This is a genomic window from Pseudogemmobacter sonorensis (genome assembly GCF_042762395.1).
In the GTDB taxonomy this organism is placed as follows: Bacteria; Pseudomonadota; Alphaproteobacteria; order Rhodobacterales; family Rhodobacteraceae; genus Pseudogemmobacter; species Pseudogemmobacter sonorensis.
The window spans coordinates 1-14936 of sequence record NZ_JBEFZE010000019.1; the positions used below are offsets into that span (position 1 = coordinate 1).

General features: G+C 68.9%; 13 protein-coding genes. 6 read left to right on the forward strand and 7 right to left on the reverse strand.

Translation table 11 applies throughout. From position 1 onward, the window contains the following. The 4 genes from ABNX41_RS13625 to ABNX41_RS13640 form a co-directional block, all read left to right on the forward strand. Positions 1-235 (forward strand): hypothetical protein (locus ABNX41_RS13625; protein ID WP_438670276.1); only part of this gene is annotated, 235 nt, incomplete at its 5' end. Positions 236-376: 141 nt separating this feature from the next. Continuing rightward, positions 377-2800, forward strand: a complete 2424-nt coding sequence (gene ligA / locus ABNX41_RS13630; RefSeq protein WP_438670277.1) for an NAD-dependent DNA ligase LigA — start codon at positions 377-379, stop codon at positions 2798-2800. Between the two features lie 787 nt (positions 2801-3587). After that, entirely contained in the window at positions 3588-5675 is a 2088-nt protein-coding gene (gene recG, locus ABNX41_RS13635) for an ATP-dependent DNA helicase RecG (RefSeq protein ID WP_438670278.1), read from the forward strand. 122 nt (positions 5676-5797) lie between these two features. Continuing rightward, on the forward strand, positions 5798-5920 hold the full coding sequence (locus ABNX41_RS13640; protein ID WP_438670279.1) for a hypothetical protein: 123 nt from the start codon (positions 5798-5800) through the stop codon (positions 5918-5920). Positions 5921-7001: 1081 nt separating this feature from the next. Here the strand turns inward: ABNX41_RS13640 and ABNX41_RS13645 are convergent. Then, a complete protein-coding gene (locus ABNX41_RS13645) occupies positions 7002-7463 on the reverse strand; it encodes an iron-sulfur cluster assembly scaffold protein (RefSeq protein ID WP_438670280.1) in 462 nt (153 codons plus the stop codon). Between the two features lie 76 nt (positions 7464-7539). Here ABNX41_RS13645 and hisI point away from each other — a divergent pair, with 76 nt between their 5' ends. Next, entirely contained in the window at positions 7540-7899 is a 360-nt protein-coding gene (hisI, locus tag ABNX41_RS13650; RefSeq protein ID WP_438670281.1) for a phosphoribosyl-AMP cyclohydrolase, read from the forward strand. A 14-nt stretch (positions 7900-7913) separates the two neighbouring features. Here hisI and gluQRS read toward each other — a convergent pair whose 3' ends face one another. The 6 genes from gluQRS to gyrA all read right to left on the reverse strand — a co-directional run bounded on the left by gluQRS (position 7914) and on the right by gyrA (position 14326). Continuing rightward, on the reverse strand, positions 7914-8762 hold the full coding sequence (gluQRS, locus tag ABNX41_RS13655) for a tRNA glutamyl-Q(34) synthetase GluQRS (RefSeq protein WP_438670282.1): 849 nt from the start codon (positions 8760-8762) through the stop codon (positions 7914-7916). Next, positions 8750-10078 carry a methylenetetrahydrofolate--tRNA-(uracil(54)-C(5))-methyltransferase (FADH(2)-oxidizing) TrmFO gene (gene trmFO, locus ABNX41_RS13660; protein WP_438670283.1) on the reverse strand — a complete coding sequence of 443 codons (1329 nt, stop codon included), beginning with the start codon at positions 10076-10078 and terminating at the stop codon, positions 8750-8752. Before trmFO ends, gluQRS begins: the two co-directional genes overlap by 13 nt. A gap of 107 nt (positions 10079-10185) precedes the next feature. Continuing rightward, on the reverse strand, positions 10186-10884 hold the full coding sequence (locus tag ABNX41_RS13665) for a porin (protein WP_438670284.1): 699 nt from the start codon (positions 10882-10884) through the stop codon (positions 10186-10188). Positions 10885-11016: 132 nt separating this feature from the next. Beyond that, complete coding sequence (locus tag ABNX41_RS13670; RefSeq protein WP_438670285.1) at positions 11017-11331, reverse strand: hypothetical protein; 315 nt, start codon at positions 11329-11331, stop codon at positions 11017-11019. Continuing rightward, entirely contained in the window at positions 11328-11546 is a 219-nt protein-coding gene (locus ABNX41_RS13675) for a hypothetical protein (protein ID WP_438670286.1), read from the reverse strand. The genes ABNX41_RS13670 and ABNX41_RS13675 overlap by 4 nt, the downstream gene beginning before the upstream one ends. Further along, positions 11546-14326 (reverse strand): DNA gyrase subunit A, encoded by a 2781-nt coding sequence (gene gyrA, locus ABNX41_RS13680; RefSeq protein ID WP_438670287.1) that lies wholly within the window; start codon positions 14324-14326, stop codon positions 11546-11548. The genes ABNX41_RS13675 and gyrA overlap by 1 nt, the downstream gene beginning before the upstream one ends. 222 nt (positions 14327-14548) lie before the next feature. Here gyrA and ABNX41_RS13685 point away from each other — a divergent pair, with 222 nt between their 5' ends. Beyond that, on the forward strand, positions 14549-14818 hold the full coding sequence (locus ABNX41_RS13685; RefSeq protein ID WP_438670288.1) for an usg protein: 270 nt from the start codon (positions 14549-14551) through the stop codon (positions 14816-14818). The last annotated feature ends 118 nt before the right edge of the window (positions 14819-14936 follow it).

Genomic DNA, 14936 nt, shown 5'->3' on the forward strand with positions numbered 1-14936 from the left:
GTCGCTGTCGCTGTCGCTGTCGCTGTCGCTGTCGCTGTCGCTGTCGCTGTCGCTGTCGCTGTCGCTGTCGCTGTCGCTGTCGCTGTCGCTGTCGCTGTCGCTGTCGCTGTCGCTGTCGCTGTCGCTGTCGCTGCCGCTGCCTGCCGTCCGGCACAGACCCGGACCCAACGACGCTCCACGGCCCCCCCCCCCGCACCGGCTCAGCGATCTTTACCATTCGACCCGCCCCTTCTAGGTTCTGCCCTCGGGTCCGGTCCCGGCGGTTGAAGGCCGCCGCCGGAAGATTGACGCCAGGAGATTGGCGCCAGCACATTGGCGGCAAGACATTGGCAGCGGCAGACCGGCGGTCGAAGATCCGGCGGCGCAGGAGGCGAGGATGGCGGACAAACCCGTCGAGGAACTGGACGAGGCCGGGGCCCGCGCCGAACTGGCCGCGCTCGCCGCGCGGATCGGGGCGGCGAATCTGGCCTATCACGGGCTTGATGCGCCCGAGATCTCGGATGCCGAATACGATGCCCTGCGCCGACGCAATGCCGCGATCGAGGCGCGGTTTCCTGCCCTCCGCCGCGCCGACAGCCCCTCGGACCAGGTCGGCGCTCCGGCGGCCGAGGGCTTCGGCAAGGTCGCCCACCGGCTGCGGATGCTGTCGCTCGGCAATGCCTTCGACGATTCGGATGTGCGCGAATTCGACGACAGGCTGCGCAATTTCCTCGGTCTCTCCTCGGCCGCGGATTCCGCGCCGATCCGCTACACCGCCGAGCCGAAGATCGACGGGCTCTCGCTTTCCCTGCGCTATGAGGACGGCCGCCTCACCCAGGCCGCGACCCGGGGCGACGGCGAAACCGGCGAGGATGTGACCGCCAATGCCCGCACCCTTGCCGATATCCCCGCCCGGGTCGACGGTGCGCCCGGGGTGATGGAGGTGCGGGGCGAGGTCTATATGTCGCACGGGGATTTCGCCGCGCTCAATGCCCGTCAGGCGGCGGCGGGGGAAAAGACCTTCGCCAATCCGCGCAATGCCGCCGCCGGATCCCTGCGCCAGTTGGATGCCCGAATCACCGCCGCCCGGCCCCTGCGCTTTTTCGCCTATGCCTGGGGCGAATTGTCCGAGCCCCTGGCGCCGACCCAGATGGGCGCCATCGCGCGGCTGGCTTCCATGGGCTTTCCGACCAATCCGCTGACCCGGCTTTGCGACGGGCCCGAGGCGCTTCTGGCCCATTACCGGCGGATCGAGGCGCAGCGCGCCACCCTCGGCTACGACATCGACGGCGTGGTCTACAAGGTCGACGATCTGGCGCTTCAGGCCCGGCTGGGCTTTCGCGCCACCACGCCCCGCTGGGCGATCGCGCATAAATTCCCCGCCGAACTGGCCTGGACCCGGCTGGAGGCGATCGACATCCAGGTCGGGCGCACCGGCGCGCTTTCCCCGGTCGCGCGGCTGGTGCCGGTCACCGTGGGCGGCGTCGTGGTCTCGAACGCCACGCTGCACAACGAGGATTACATCGCGGGCCGCGACAATACCGGCCAGCCGATCCGCGAGGGCCGCGACATCCGTCCCGGCGACTGGGTTCAGGTCTACCGCGCGGGCGATGTGATCCCCAAGATCGCCGATATCGACCCCGCCCGCCGCGCCCAGGGCACCGTGCCCTGGCATTTCCCCGAGACCTGCCCCGAATGCGGCAGCCCGGCGATCCGCGAGCCGGGCGATTCGGCGCGGCGCTGCACCGGCGGGCTGGTCTGCCCGGCCCAGGCGGTCGAGAAGCTCAAGCATTTCGTCTCGCGCATGGCCTTCGACATCGAGGGGCTGGGCACGAAACAGGTCGAGTTCTTCTATTACCTCGGCCGGATTTCCGCGCCCTCGGACATATTCACCCTGGCCGCGCGCGATGGCGGGCCCGAGGCCATGGTCGCCGACCCGGCCGAGCGGCTGGCCCATCTGCCGCAGGAGGAAAATGCAGGCAGCGATCTTGAGGCCCGCCTGGCCGAGATGCTGCGCGCCGCCGCCGTGCCGGTCCGCGAGGGTGACCGCGCCAATCTGATCGCCGCGCTGCGGTATCTGGCGGCGAAGCCGCTGGCCCAGGTCAAGGGTTGGGGCGTCCGCTCGGCCACCAAGCTGTTCGCCGCCATCGAGGAGCGGCGCGAGATTGGCCTGGAGCGTTTCCTCTTCGCGCTCGGCATCCGCCATCTGGGCGAGGTGGCGGCCCGCGATCTGGCCCGGCATTACGGGTCGTGGGCGGCGCTGGCGGCGGCGGTGGATGCGGCGTATCCCGCCGCGCAGGTCCATCTTGCCGCCGACGAGGCCGAGGCGGCCGAGCGCGCCGAGGCCCTGGCCCAGGGCCGCCGCGCCGCGCCGAAAGCCCTGCGCGACCGGATCTGGGCGGAAAGCCCGGTCGCGCCCGAATCCCGCGCCGCCTGGGAGGAGTTGCTCGCCATCGACGGGATCGGCGCCACCCTCGGCTCCAGCCTGGTCACGACGCTGGCCCGGAGCGGGCACGAGCGGGCGGCGGTCGAGGCCCTGGTGGCCGAATTGCGGGCGATCCGGCCCCCGGCGGCGCGCGCCGCCGCCAGTCCTGTCGCCGGGCTGACCGTGGTCTTCACCGGCACGCTGGAAAAGATGACGCGGGCCGAGGCCAAGGCCCGGGCCGAGGCGCTTGGCGCCAAGGTCTCGGGCAGCGTCAGCGCGAAGACCGATCTGGTGGTGGCGGGGCCCGGGGCGGGCTCCAAGGCCAAGGACGCCGAAAGGCTGGGAATCCGGCTGATCGACGAGGATGGCTGGCTTGAACTGATCGGCCAGGGATGAGCGGGCACCCGCCGGATCCGGCTCCGCTGCGGGGCGACGCCGGAGGGCGTGGCATCGAGGCCATGGGGCTTGGCCCCATGTGCCTCGCCGCTGCGAGCCTTGCGCCTGCGCTTGTCGCTCGGTGGATGCTTGCCCCGGCGTGTCTCATCCCTTGGCGACTTGCCCCTTCGCATCGTGCCCCCTGTCACCTTGCCCCCATGGGCCTCGCCCCTGCGAGTCTTGCGCCTGCGCTTGTCCCCTGGCGCCTCGTCCCCTGGCACCTTGGCCCCATTTGCCTTGTCTCTGTCCATCTGACCCCTGTTTGGTCTGCTCCTTTGCGGCCCGCTCCCGCATGTCTTGCCCGCGCACGCTTCCCTGGCGCGCGTGGGTCTCGGCGCCCGCGCCTTCGCGGCGTCTTGCCCCATGATCTGCGCGAGATCCCCGAGCGCCGGTTCCGGCCGGTGCGGGGGCGTGCGGATTCAGCCCGTGGCGGTGTGACGCTTGGCGATGCATCGGTCGATGTTGCGTCCTGCTCTGGCGCGGGGAGCGGTGAAGACCTGCGTCCGGGGGCGCTGTCCGGTGAATGTGGTCTCCACGAAATGTCATTCAATATGCTGATACTATTTAAAAAAATGGAATACGCCCTTTGGCGGGGCCGATCCGCCGGGGCCCATGTGCAAGGGACGAATCCGTCCGGCGCCTCGCTGTCTGTGCTTCCCGTGCTCCTCCGGGACCGACCCGCCTCCGCTCCGCCGCGACGGGCCCTGCCGCGCGCCGGATCCGCCCGCGCGACCTCCGGGGGGCCGTCATGAGCCGACCGGAGATCCTCTTCCCGCTCTTCGCAGATCTGGAAACGCTGGCCGGGATCGGCGCGCGGACGGCGCGGGCGATGGAGCCTCTGGGCATCTCGCGCCCCAAGGACCTGCTGTTCCAACTGCCGCAATCGGGGGTGGACCGGCGCCGCCGCGCCTCGGTCGGCGATGTCGTCGCGCCCGCCACGGTCACGGTCGAGGTCACGGTGCTGGCGCATCAGCCCGCGCGCCGCAAGGGCGGGCCCGCCCGGGTTCTGGTCTCGGACGGGCGGCAGGACTGGGCGCTGGTGTTCTTCCATGCGCGTGGCGACCATCTGACCAGGCTGCTGCCGGTGGGCGAGCGTCGGGTGGTCTCGGGCCGGGTCGAGGTCTTCGACGGCCAGGCGCAGATGGTCCATCCCGACCATATCCTTCGCCCCGAGGAGGCGCATGACCTTCCCGCCTATGAGCCGGTCTATCCGCTGGCCGCCGGGGTCACCCAGAAGCTCATGGCCAAGGCGGTGGCCGGGGCGTTGGCGCGCGCGCCGGATCTGGCGGAATGGATCGACCCGGCGCTGAAGGCGCGCGAGGGCTGGCCGGGCTGGCTCGACGCCCTGCGCGCGGCCCATGCGCCGCAGGAGGCTGCCGATCTCGCCCCCGGGGCGTCCGCGCGCGCGCGCCTCGCCTATGACGAATTCTTCGCCCATCAACTGACGCTGGCGCTGGCGCGGGCGGCGGGGCGGCGGCTGCCGGGGCGGGTCAGCCACGGCGATGGCCGCCTGCGCGCCCGCGTCCTGGCCGCGCTGCCCTGGCCGCCGACCGGGGCGCAGAGCCGCGCCATCGGGGAAATCGCCGCCGATATGGCGGCGCCGCAGCGGATGAACCGGCTGTTGCAGGGCGATGTCGGGGCGGGCAAGACCCTGGTCGCGATGCTCGCGCTGCTGGTCGCGGTCGAGGCGGGCGGGCAGGGCGTGATGATGGCCCCGACCGAGATCCTCGCCCGTCAGCATCACGAGGGGCTGGCGCCGCTGGCGGCCATGGCCGGGGTGCGGCTGGAGATCCTGACCGGCCGCGACCGGGGGGCGGAGCGGGCGGCCAAGCTTGGCGATCTGGCCTCGGGCCGGATCGACATTCTGGTCGGCACCCATGCGGTCTTCCAGAAGGATGTCGAATTCCGCGATCTTCGTCTTGCCGTGGTCGACGAACAGCACCGTTTCGGCGTGGCGCAGCGGATGGAGCTTGGCGCCAAGGGCGCAAGCGCGGACGTGCTGGTGATGACCGCGACGCCGATCCCGCGCAGCCTCGCGCTGGTGTCCTACGGCGACATGGACATATCGGTGCTGGACGAAAAGCCGCCCGGGCGAAAGCCGATCCGCACCGCCCTGGTCTCGTCCGCGCGGATCGACGAGGTGGTGGCGCATCTGGTGCGCGCCATTGCCGAGGGGCGGCAGGCCTATTGGGTCTGCCCGCTGGTCGAGGAGAGCGAACTGGTCGACCTGACCTCGGCCGAGGCGCGTTTCGCCCATCTGCGCGCGGCCCTGGGCGAGGGGCGGGTCGGGCTGGTCCATGGTCAGATGCCGCCCGCCGAGAAGGATGCCGCCATGGCGCGGTTCGTCGCGGGCGAGACGGCGGTGCTGGTCGCGACCACGGTGATCGAGGTGGGGGTGAACGTGCCCTCGGCCTCGATCATGGTGATCGAGCGGGCCGAAACCTTCGGCCTTTCGCAGCTTCACCAGTTGCGCGGGCGGGTCGGGCGGGGATCGGCCGAATCCACCTGCCTTCTGGTCTTCGGCCAGCCGCTTTCGGCGGCGGGCGAGCGGCGGCTGACCACCATCCGCGACACCGAGGACGGTTTCCGCATCGCCGAGGAGGATCTGGCGATGCGCGGCGCGGGCGATCTGATCGGCACGGCGCAATCGGGCCTGCCGCGGTTCCGCATGGCCGATCCCGAGCGGCAATCGGGGCTGATGGCGGTGGCGCAAAGCGATGCGCGCCGCCTGCTGGCCGAGGATCCGGCGCTGACCGGCCCGCGCGGCCGGGCGGCGCGGGCGTTGCTGTGGCTTCTTGATCAGGACCGGGCGATCCGGCTGATCAATGTGGGCTAGCGGCGGCATTCGGGCATTCTCTTGCGGATGTTCTCGTATTTTCGCGCAATGTTCTAAAAAAGTTCTTTACGTCGGTTGCGAGATGTGAGAACAAGATGGCAACACCGGAACAGGAGCTTGCCATGATCGCCCGTCTGAAAGCCGCCGCCCGCCGCCGCGACGACTTCTTGCTGGAAGATGCCCTGGGCGTCGCGACCCTGTTCGCCGTTCTCTTCCTGGGCCTCGCCCTGCCGTCCGGCCTCTGAATTCCCCGTTTCTGCCTGCGGTCTGCCCCAAGGCGCGCCGGTCTTCACTGTCCCGATCTTCGAAGACCCTCCGAGACCTCTGTCCGGTCTTGCCTGCGCGCCCAGACACGCTCACTTCCGCCGCCGTCGCATCCCGACGCGCGGCGGTTTTTTTTATGCGCCGGCGGGGAGGGGGGGGCCGGGGCCGAGGGAGTGGCCGGGCAGTGGGGCCCTCCAGGGGGCTGCGGGGCCGCCGGTGAGGGTGGGGTGCGCTGGCAGGAGGGAGGCCGAGAGGGCGGGGCGGCTGGCAGGACGCGACTTGGGCAAGACGGAGCGTGGAAAGGGCCGGGCACCGACAGGCCGGGGTGCTCACCGCGCGGGGAATGATCACAAGAGGTGATTCTGACAACGCGGGTCGCCGAGAAGGTGGGACGCTGACAAGATGCGATTCCGGTAAAACGGGGCCCGGACCAGACTGGGCGCCGCGAGACGAGACAGGGCGGCTCTGGCGGGGTAAGCGGGCTTCCACGTTGGCCACCCTTCGTTTCAAGGGCAGCCTGCGGGCGCCTCCGGCCGCCTGTGTCGGCGCGGCAGGTGGATTTGGCAAGCTGCTGAGAAAGTATTTTGGAGCAGCCTCGATACGGAAATTTTCCCGGTATTGTCAAAAATCCCTGCGGAAACCGCATATTTTAGTCCCCCATGGGACCAGTTTACTGATTTTCTCCGCAAGCCGACGCCGCGGCACGACTTTTTCAACAGCCTTTTAGAGGGAGCCCGCGCGGGATGCGGCCTGAGACGAGGTTGGGGGAGGCGCGGCCGGGAACGCTGCGCGATGCGCGGCGGCCGGAATGCCTGGCCGAAAGCCATGCTCGGGCGGGTGCGCGGATCGTTCCGGGCCTCCCGCGTGGTCTTGGCAAGCTGTGGTGTCGCGCGGTGGGGAGTTGCTTCGAGGGAGGGCGCGCTTTCGGGGCGGATGGTGCGGTTTGCCTTGGTGGGTCGGCACCCGTGCTTTCGGTCCCGCGCCCGAGGGGGGGCGCCCCTCGGGAATACGCCCTTCGGCTCCGAATCGGCGGGGCTTCGCAAAGACCTGCGTCCCGCTTGATCAGGCCCCGGATCCGCCCCCGGATCCGCTTTCGGCGGCGTCGATCGCGTCGATCGTCGCCTCCAGCGCCAGCAGGATCGAGCCATGGCGGTTGGGATAGTCCCGCGCCGCGACCAGCGCCTCGTATTCGGCGAAGGGGGCGGCGGGGGGCGCGCCCGCATCCTTCAGCATCGCGGCCAGTTCCTGCCGCGCGCGGGCCAGTGCCGCGCGGTCCTGGCCAAGCACCACCCGGCCGAGGATCGAGGCCGAGGCCTGACCGAGCGCGCAGGCCCGCACCTCCTGCGCGAATTCGGCGATCCGGCCGTCCTGCAGCACCACATCGGCGGTGATGGTCGAGCCGCAGGCGGTCGAGCGTCTTCGCCCGCTGCCCTGGGGTGCGGGCAGGCGGCCGCTGAGCGGGATCTCGGCCGCCAGCGCCAGAAGCCGGGCGGAATAAAGGGTGAAGGGATCGGTTTCGGCCATGGCGGGCCTCTCCTTGCTTGCCTGCCGCTTTGGGCCTGTGTAATCCCGCCCGCATCCCCCGCCAAGGAGGCTCGTGATGGCATTCGATCCCGCAACGCTGAAATACGATGCCCAGGGGCTGATCCCCTGCATCGCCCAGGATCATGCCTCGGGCGAGGTGCTGATGATGGCCTGGATGAACGCCCGTTCCCTGGCCGAGACGCTGCGGACCGGGCGTGTCAGCTACTGGTCGCGCTCGCGCCAGGCGCTCTGGGTCAAGGGCGAGACCTCGGGCCATGTGCAGGAGCTGGTGGAGCTTCGGATCGACTGCGACCGAGATTGCGTGCTCGCGCTGGTGCGCCAGCGGGGCCCGGCCTGCCATACCAACCGCCGCTCGTGCTTCTACACCGCCCTGCGCGCGGGCGAGGAGGTCGAGATCCTGTCGCCGATGGCCTGATCCGGGATCGGCGCCTATCGTTCGGGCAGGTCGAGAAGACGGCGGATGTCCCGGGGCGTCGCGCCCTGCGCGCGGTAAAGCGCCAGCGCCCGGGCGTCGTCGCGCTTGGCAAGCCGCTTGCCGTCTTCGTCGCGGATCAGCCGGTGATGGTGGTAAAGCGGCACGGGCAGGTCGAGAAGCCGCTGGAGCAGCACGTGGATCGCGGTGGCCTCGAACAGATCCTCGCCCCGCGTGACCTCGGTAATGCCTTGCGCGGCATCGTCCACCACCACCGCGACATGGTAGGAGGTGCCGATGTCGCGCCGCGCCAGCACGATATCGCCGATGGTCTCGACCATCCGCGCGCTGTCGAAACGGTGCAGGCCGGGCTTCGTGCCGCTGTCGTGGAAGCGGATCTCGCCGCCGATCCGGGCCATGGCGGCGGCCATGTCCAGCCGCAGCGCCCCCGCCGCATGCCCGGCGCGGCGGCAGGTGCCGGGATAGACCGGGCCGTCAGGTCCGATCATTGGGGGTCCGATCATCGGCGCCGCGCCCTCTTGCGGGGCCGAGAGGGCGGCGCGGATATCGCCCCTTGTGCAGGTGCAGAAATAGCTCAGCCCCATCGCGCCCAGCCGGTCGAGTGCTGCGCGATAGGCGGGCAGGCGGCCGGACTGGCGCAGCACCGGCTCGGGCCAGGTCAGGCCCAGCCAGCCCAGGTCGCGGTAGATCGCCGCCTCCCATTCCGGCCGGCAACGCGCGCTGTCGATGTCTTCCAGCCGCAAGAGCATCCGCTCGCCCCGCATCGCCGCCACCAGCGCGGCATAGGCATGGCCCAGATGCAGCGGCCCCGTGGGCGAGGGCGCGAAGCGGGTCAGCCGAGCCAAAGCGCGAAGGCCGCCTTGGCGCGGTCGGTATAGGCCTTGTAGCGGTCCTTGCGGCCCCTGCGCCCGCCTTTGGCGTCGATCGGGGGGAAGAGGCCGAAATTCACGTTCATCGGCTGGAAGGTTCTTGCATCCGCGCCGCCGGTGATATGGGTGACCAGCGCGCCGGTGGCGGTCTCGGGCGGGGGCGGAGGCAGGTCGCGGCCAAGGATCTGCGCCGCCGCCATTCGCCCCGCCAGAAGCCCCATGGCGGCGGATTCGACATAGCCCTCGACCCCGGTGATCTGGCCCGCGAAGCGGATATTGGGGCGGCTCTTCAGCCGCATCCGATCGTCCAGCAGGCGGGGCGAATTGATGAACGTGTTGCGGTGGATGCCGCCAAGCCGGGCGAAACCGGAATTCTCCAGCCCGGGAATCATACGAAAAACAGTGGTTTGCGCGCCGTGCTTCATCTTGGTCTGGAACCCCACGATATTGTAGAGCGTGCCAAGCGCATTGTCGCGCCGCAACTGCACCACGGCATAGGGCTTCACCGCCGGATCATGGGCATTGGTCAGCCCCACGGGCTTGAGCGGGCCGAAGCGCAGGGTCTCGCGCCCGCGCTCGGCCATGACCTCGACCGGCAGGCAGCCGTCGAAATAGCCCGCCGTCTCGCCCGGGTGGAATTCGGTCTTCTCGGCGGCCAGCATGGCGTCGATGAAGGCCTCGTATTCCTCGCGCGTCATCGGGCAGTTGATATAGGCGGTGCGCTCTTCCTCGGTCTCGCCCTTGTCGTAGCGCGACTGCCGCCAGGCGATGTTCATGTCGATGGTGTCGGCGTGGACGATGGGGGCGATGGCGTCGAAGAAGGCCAGGCTCTCGGCCCCGGTCTCGGCGCGGATCGCCTCGGCCAGCCCGCCCGAGGTCAGCGGCCCGGTGGCGACGATCCACTGGCCCTCGGCGGGCAGTTCGGTGATCTCGCGGTCATGGATGGTGATCAGCGGATGGGCGCGCAGCCGCGCGGTCACGCTTTCGGAAAACGGGTCGCGGTCCACCGCCAGCGCGCCGCCCGCGGGCAGGCGGTGGCGGCCCGCCATTTCCATGATCAGCCCGTTCGCCGCCCGCATCTCCCAATGCAGCAGGCCGACGGCATTCCTTTCGTCGTCGTCCGAGCGGAAGGAATTCGAGCAGACCATTTCCGCCAGATTGCCGGTGCGATGCGCGAAGGTGCCGATGCGGGGGCGCATTTCGTAAAGCGCGACCGGCACGCCCGCCTGGGCGGCCTGCCAGGCGGCCTCGGACCCGGCCATGCCGCCGCCGATGATGTGAAGCGTTTCCATGACGCCCTGATAGCCCCGGCGTCGCAGCGGCGCAATCGGGGGGGCGCGGAACGAAAGACGCCACCCCCTTGGGGGTGGCGCGTGAGACGGCGGAAGGGCCGAGGGGGTCAGAGCCCCGGCAGCAGATCCACGACGCTGCGCTGGTCGAAGGTCGCGCCGCGCTTGGCCCCGAAACTGACCTTCACGCCCAGGCCGAAGAAGGTTTCTGAGCCATAGGTGTCGATATCGGCGTTGCCCAGTTCTCCGGTGACGGCGAAGCCCTCGGTGAAGGCATATTGCCCGGTCAGCGACAGGCGCGAGGCGTCATAGCCGTCGACGTTGATATTGTCGAAGCGCACACCCACCAGGGCGGCCGGGGTGATGGCATATTCGCCCTTCAGGCCGATCACCGTGCCATCCGCCACGCCTTCGAGATCGGCGCGGCTCAGATAGCCTTCAAGGCCGAACTGGCCGAACTGGTGGCCCGCCTCGATGCCGTAGAAATCGACGTTCGCGCCCTCGACCCGATCGGTGCCAATGAAGGCGCCCAGCGAGGTCTCAGAACTGAGGTGATAGATCCCGTGCAGGCCGATCGAGCGGTTGTCGATATCGGTCAGGCCGAATTTCGAAAGATTCACATCGCCCTGGAGCGAGAATTCCCGCGACAGGCCGAATTCAAGCTGCCCGCCGAAATTCAGCTTGTTGACGTCAGTTTCTTCGGTGAAGGCGGAATAGCCGATGGCAACAGAGCCGCCGACGACCTCAAACCCATGGGCGGAAGATGCGAAGGCTGCTCCGGCCAGGGCCAGCAGGATGGATTTCTTCATGACTGCCTCAATATTTTGTTTATGCAGCCATATTGCGGCATAAATCGGCGATGGGGAAGGGGTGGGGATCCGGCGGGGCGCGGGATCCTTGCCAAGTTGCGGCTTGGCAACAGCCCGTCGCGCCCGGGACGATCAGCGGCGCGCTTCGTGCAGGGCTCGACGCTGGTCTGCTGTGAAGGCGGCGGGATCCTCGATCCGAAAGCCCAGGGCGGCGGCCTTTTCGAAGAACCCCGGCGCGGGCAGATCCGTGCCGGACGCGCCTCCGAGCCGCGCCTTGCAAAGCGCCGCGCGCAGCGGGCGGCCCGCCGCCGCATCCTCTTCCATCATCCGTTCCAGCGCGCCGGTCAGATCGGCCATCCGCAGGCCCAATTCGCGGCAGAGCGCGCCGTAGGACAGCGTCCCGCCCGTGGCGGCAAGCGCGTCGAGCCTTGCTTCCAGCCCCGTCACCTGCGGCGTTCACGCGCGGCGGCGATGCGCTCCAGCGCCTCGGTCCGGCGCGCGATCATGGCCTGGGTCAGGCGCTGATCTTCCAGCATCTCGTTGGTGGTGTCGCTGTGGCGGGCCAGACAGGCCTGGTAGCGATTGGCCTGCCTGCGCGCCAGAATGATCGGCAGCACCCCGAAAGACAGGCCGAACAGCGCGAGCGGCAGCCGGCGTTCCATCAGCCCCCGGCCCCCCCGTCGACGGTCCCATCAACGGCCCCGTCCGTTGTCCCTTCGGTGGCCTCGTCGCCCTGTTCGGCGATGCGGGCGACCGAGACCACCTCTTCCTCGCCGCCGGTGTTGAGCACCCGCACCCCGCCCGCCGCGCGCGAGCGGAACGAGATCTGGTCGACCGGCACCCGGATCGACTGGCCCGAAGATGTGGCCAGCATGATCTGGTCGCCGATATCGACCGGGAAGCTTGCCACCAGCGCGCCGCCCGGCATCGCCTTGGCGAAGGCGGTCACGCCCATGCCGCCGCGCCCGCGCACCGGATAGTCGTGGCTGGAGGACAGCTTGCCCAGGCCGCGCGCGGTGATGGTCAGGATCACGTCCTCGGCCGCCGACATCTCGGCATAGCGTTCGAGGGAGAGCGCGCCCGCCTCGACCCCGGCCTCCTCCTCGTCGGTCTCGACCGTCTCCTCCTCGGTCGCGCCAAGGGCGGCGCGGCGCATGCGGATATAGGCGGCGCGTTCCGCCGGATCGGCCTCGAAATGGCGGATGATCGACATCGAGACCACCTTGTCGCCCTCGCCCAGCCGGATGCCGCGCACGCCGGTCGAGCCGCGCGACTTGAACACCCGGATATCGGTGGTGGGGAAGCGGATCGCCCGGCCACCCGCGGTCACCAGCATCACGTCGTCATTTTCATCGGCGATGGCGGCATTCACCAGCGTCACGCCCTCGGGCAGTTTCATCGCGATCTTGCCGTTGCGCATGACATTGGTGAAATCCGACAGGTCGTTCTGGCGCACGTCGCCGTCCGAGGTGGCGAAGACGATCTGAAGGCTGTCCCATTCCAGTTCCGGCACGTCGATCGGCATCAGGGCGGCGATCGACACGCCCGGCTCGATCGGCAGGATATTGACGATGGCCTTGCCGCGCGCGTTGCGCCCGGCCACCGGCAGCCGCCAGGTCTTCAGCTTGTAGACCATGCCGGTGGTGGTGAAGAACAAAAGCCAGGTGTGGGTATTGGCGACGAAAAGCGTGGTCACCACGTCGTCTTCCTTGGTCTGCATGGAAGACAGGCCCTTGCCGCCCCGGTTCTGGGCGCGGAATTCGGCCAGCGGCGTGCGCTTGATATAGCCGCCCGAGGTGATGGTGACGACCATGTCCTCGCGCTCGATCAGGTCCTCATCCTCCATGTCGCCTTCCCAATCGGCGATCAGGGTGCGGCGGGGCACGGCGAACAGCGCCTTCACCTCGGCCAGCTCAGCGGCGATGATGGCCATGATCCGCTCGCGCGAGCCGAGGATCTCAAGGTAGTCCTTGATCTTCGCGGCCAGCTCTTCCAGCTCGTCGGTGACCTCCTTCACGCCCATGGCGGTCAGGCGCTGCAGGCGCAGTTCCAGAATGGCGCGGGCCTGGGCCTCGGAGAGGTTGTAGGTCCCGTCCTCGTTCATCTTGTGGTTGGGATCGTCGATCAGCCGGATATAGGGTGCGATATCATGGGCGGGCCAGCGCCGGACCATCAGCCGCTCGCGCGCTTCCGCCGGATCGGCCGAGGCGCGGATCGTCGCCACCACCTCGTCGACATTCGAGACCGCCACGGCAAGGCCGCACAGGATATGGCTGCGCTCGCGCGCACGGCGCAGCTCATAGGCGGTGCGCCGCGCCACGACCTCTTCGCGGAAGGTCAGGAAATGGGCCAGGAAGTCGCGCAGGCTCAGCGTCTCGGGGCGGCCGCCGTTCAGCGCCAGCATGTTGCAGCCGAACGAGACCTGCATCGGCGAGAAGCGGAACAACTGGTTCAGCACCACGTCGGGCGTGGCGTCGCGCTTGAGTTCGATCACCACCCGCACGCCCACGCGGTCGCTTTCGTCGGCGACCGAGGCGATGCCCTCGATGCGCTTTTCGCGCACCGCCTCGACGATCTTCTCGATCATCGAGGCCTTGTTGACCTGATAGGGGATCTCGTCGACGATGATCGCCCAGCGGTCCTTGCGCAATTCCTCGACACGGGTCTTGGCCCGGATCACGACCGAGCCGCGCCCCTCGAGATAGGCCTTGCGCGCGCCCGAGCGGCCCAGGATCATGCCGCCGGTGGGGAAATCGGGCGCGGGCACGATCTCCATCAGCCGTTCCATCGAGATGTCGGGATCCTCGATCATCGCCAGCGTGGCGTCGACCACCTCGCCCAGGTTGTGCGGCGGGATATTGGTCGCCATGCCGACGGCGATGCCGCCCGCGCCATTGACCAGCATGTTCGGGAAACGCGCGGGCAGGACCGTGGGCTCGCGGTCCTTGCCGTCGTAATTGTCCTGGAAATCGACGGTATCCTTGTCGATATCGGCCATCAGGAAGGCGGCGGGCCGGTCCATCCTGACTTCGGTATAGCGCATGGCGGCGGGCATGTCGCCGTCCATCGAGCCGAAATTCCCCTGGCCGTCCAGCAGCTTCAGCGACATCGAGAAGGGCTGCGCCATCCGCACCAGCGCGTCGTAGATCGCGCTGTCGCCATGGGGGTGGTATTTCCCCATCGTGTCGCCCACGGCGCGGGCGGATTTGCGATAGCTCTTGTCGTGGGTGTTGCCCGATTCCTGCATGGCGAAAAGAATCCGGCGGTGCACCGGCTTCAGCCCGTCGCGCAGATCGGGGATGGCGCGGCTGACGATCACGCTCATCGCGTAATCGAGATAGGCGGTGCGCATCTCGTGGGCGATATCCACCTGCGGGCCGGTCCAGACCGGACGCTCCGGGGTTTCACCTTTGTTTTCAGTCTCTTCTGGGGTATCCGCCACGGTCTGCCTTCTTTGTGCCAATCAGCCCCGGGCGGGGCCAGATCTTGCTGGGCGCAAGATATACCACACCGCCCCTTGTGCGCAATGGCGGGCCGGGGGCGGCGGGGGCGGGGGCGCGCCCTGGCAGCAGCCGGGCGGGAAGAGTGATAATCTGCTGAAATCGTTGCCAAATTCCGCGCCTCTGCCATGATCCCCGTATCACGCCAAAGCAAGAGAGGCCCCATGAAAGGACAAGAGACCGAGTTGATGCTGAAGGGCTACGGGCTGACCACGGCCGAGATCCTCTACCGGATGCCCGACCATCGCCATGTGCTGAACAGTTTCGTCTGGCAGGAATACGACCTGGCCCCGGATTATCCCGAGCTTTTCCGCTTCATCGAATTCTGGCAGGGCAATATCGAGGGGCCGCTGCATTCGGTGCGCTTCACCCACCGCAAGCTGATCGGCCCGGCCGAATGGCGCAACCTGCGGGGCGAATTCCACCTGCATTGAGGGGGGGGCACCCGGCGCCAGTGGCCGCCCGCCATATGGGGGCCGATCTCGGCGCGGCTGGTGCGCTCGGCCGGGGTGACATGGGTGATCCGTCCGCCCGACATCACCGCGATCCGGT

Excerpts from the sequence above, each read along its gene's own strand:
- trmFO (WP_438670283.1), bottom strand. The coding sequence starts at position 10,078 with ATGGAAACGCTTCACATCATCGGCGGCGGCATGGCCGGGTCCGAGGCC.
- hisI (WP_438670281.1), top strand. The coding sequence starts at position 7,540 with ATGGCATTCGATCCCGCAACGCTGAAATACGATGCCCAGGGGCTGATC.
- ligA (WP_438670277.1), top strand. The coding sequence starts at position 377 with ATGGCGGACAAACCCGTCGAGGAACTGGACGAGGCCGGGGCCCGCGCC.
- ABNX41_RS13665 (WP_438670284.1), bottom strand. The coding sequence starts at position 10,884 with ATGAAGAAATCCATCCTGCTGGCCCTGGCCGGAGCAGCCTTCGCATCT.
- recG (WP_438670278.1), top strand. The coding sequence starts at position 3,588 with ATGAGCCGACCGGAGATCCTCTTCCCGCTCTTCGCAGATCTGGAAACG.
- ABNX41_RS13685 (WP_438670288.1), top strand. The coding sequence starts at position 14,549 with ATGAAAGGACAAGAGACCGAGTTGATGCTGAAGGGCTACGGGCTGACC.
- ABNX41_RS13675 (WP_438670286.1), bottom strand. The coding sequence starts at position 11,546 with ATGGAACGCCGGCTGCCGCTCGCGCTGTTCGGCCTGTCTTTCGGGGTG.
- ABNX41_RS13640 (WP_438670279.1), top strand. The coding sequence starts at position 5,798 with ATGATCGCCCGTCTGAAAGCCGCCGCCCGCCGCCGCGACGACTTCTTG.
- ABNX41_RS13645 (WP_438670280.1), bottom strand. The coding sequence starts at position 7,463 with ATGGCCGAAACCGATCCCTTCACCCTTTATTCCGCCCGGCTTCTGGCG.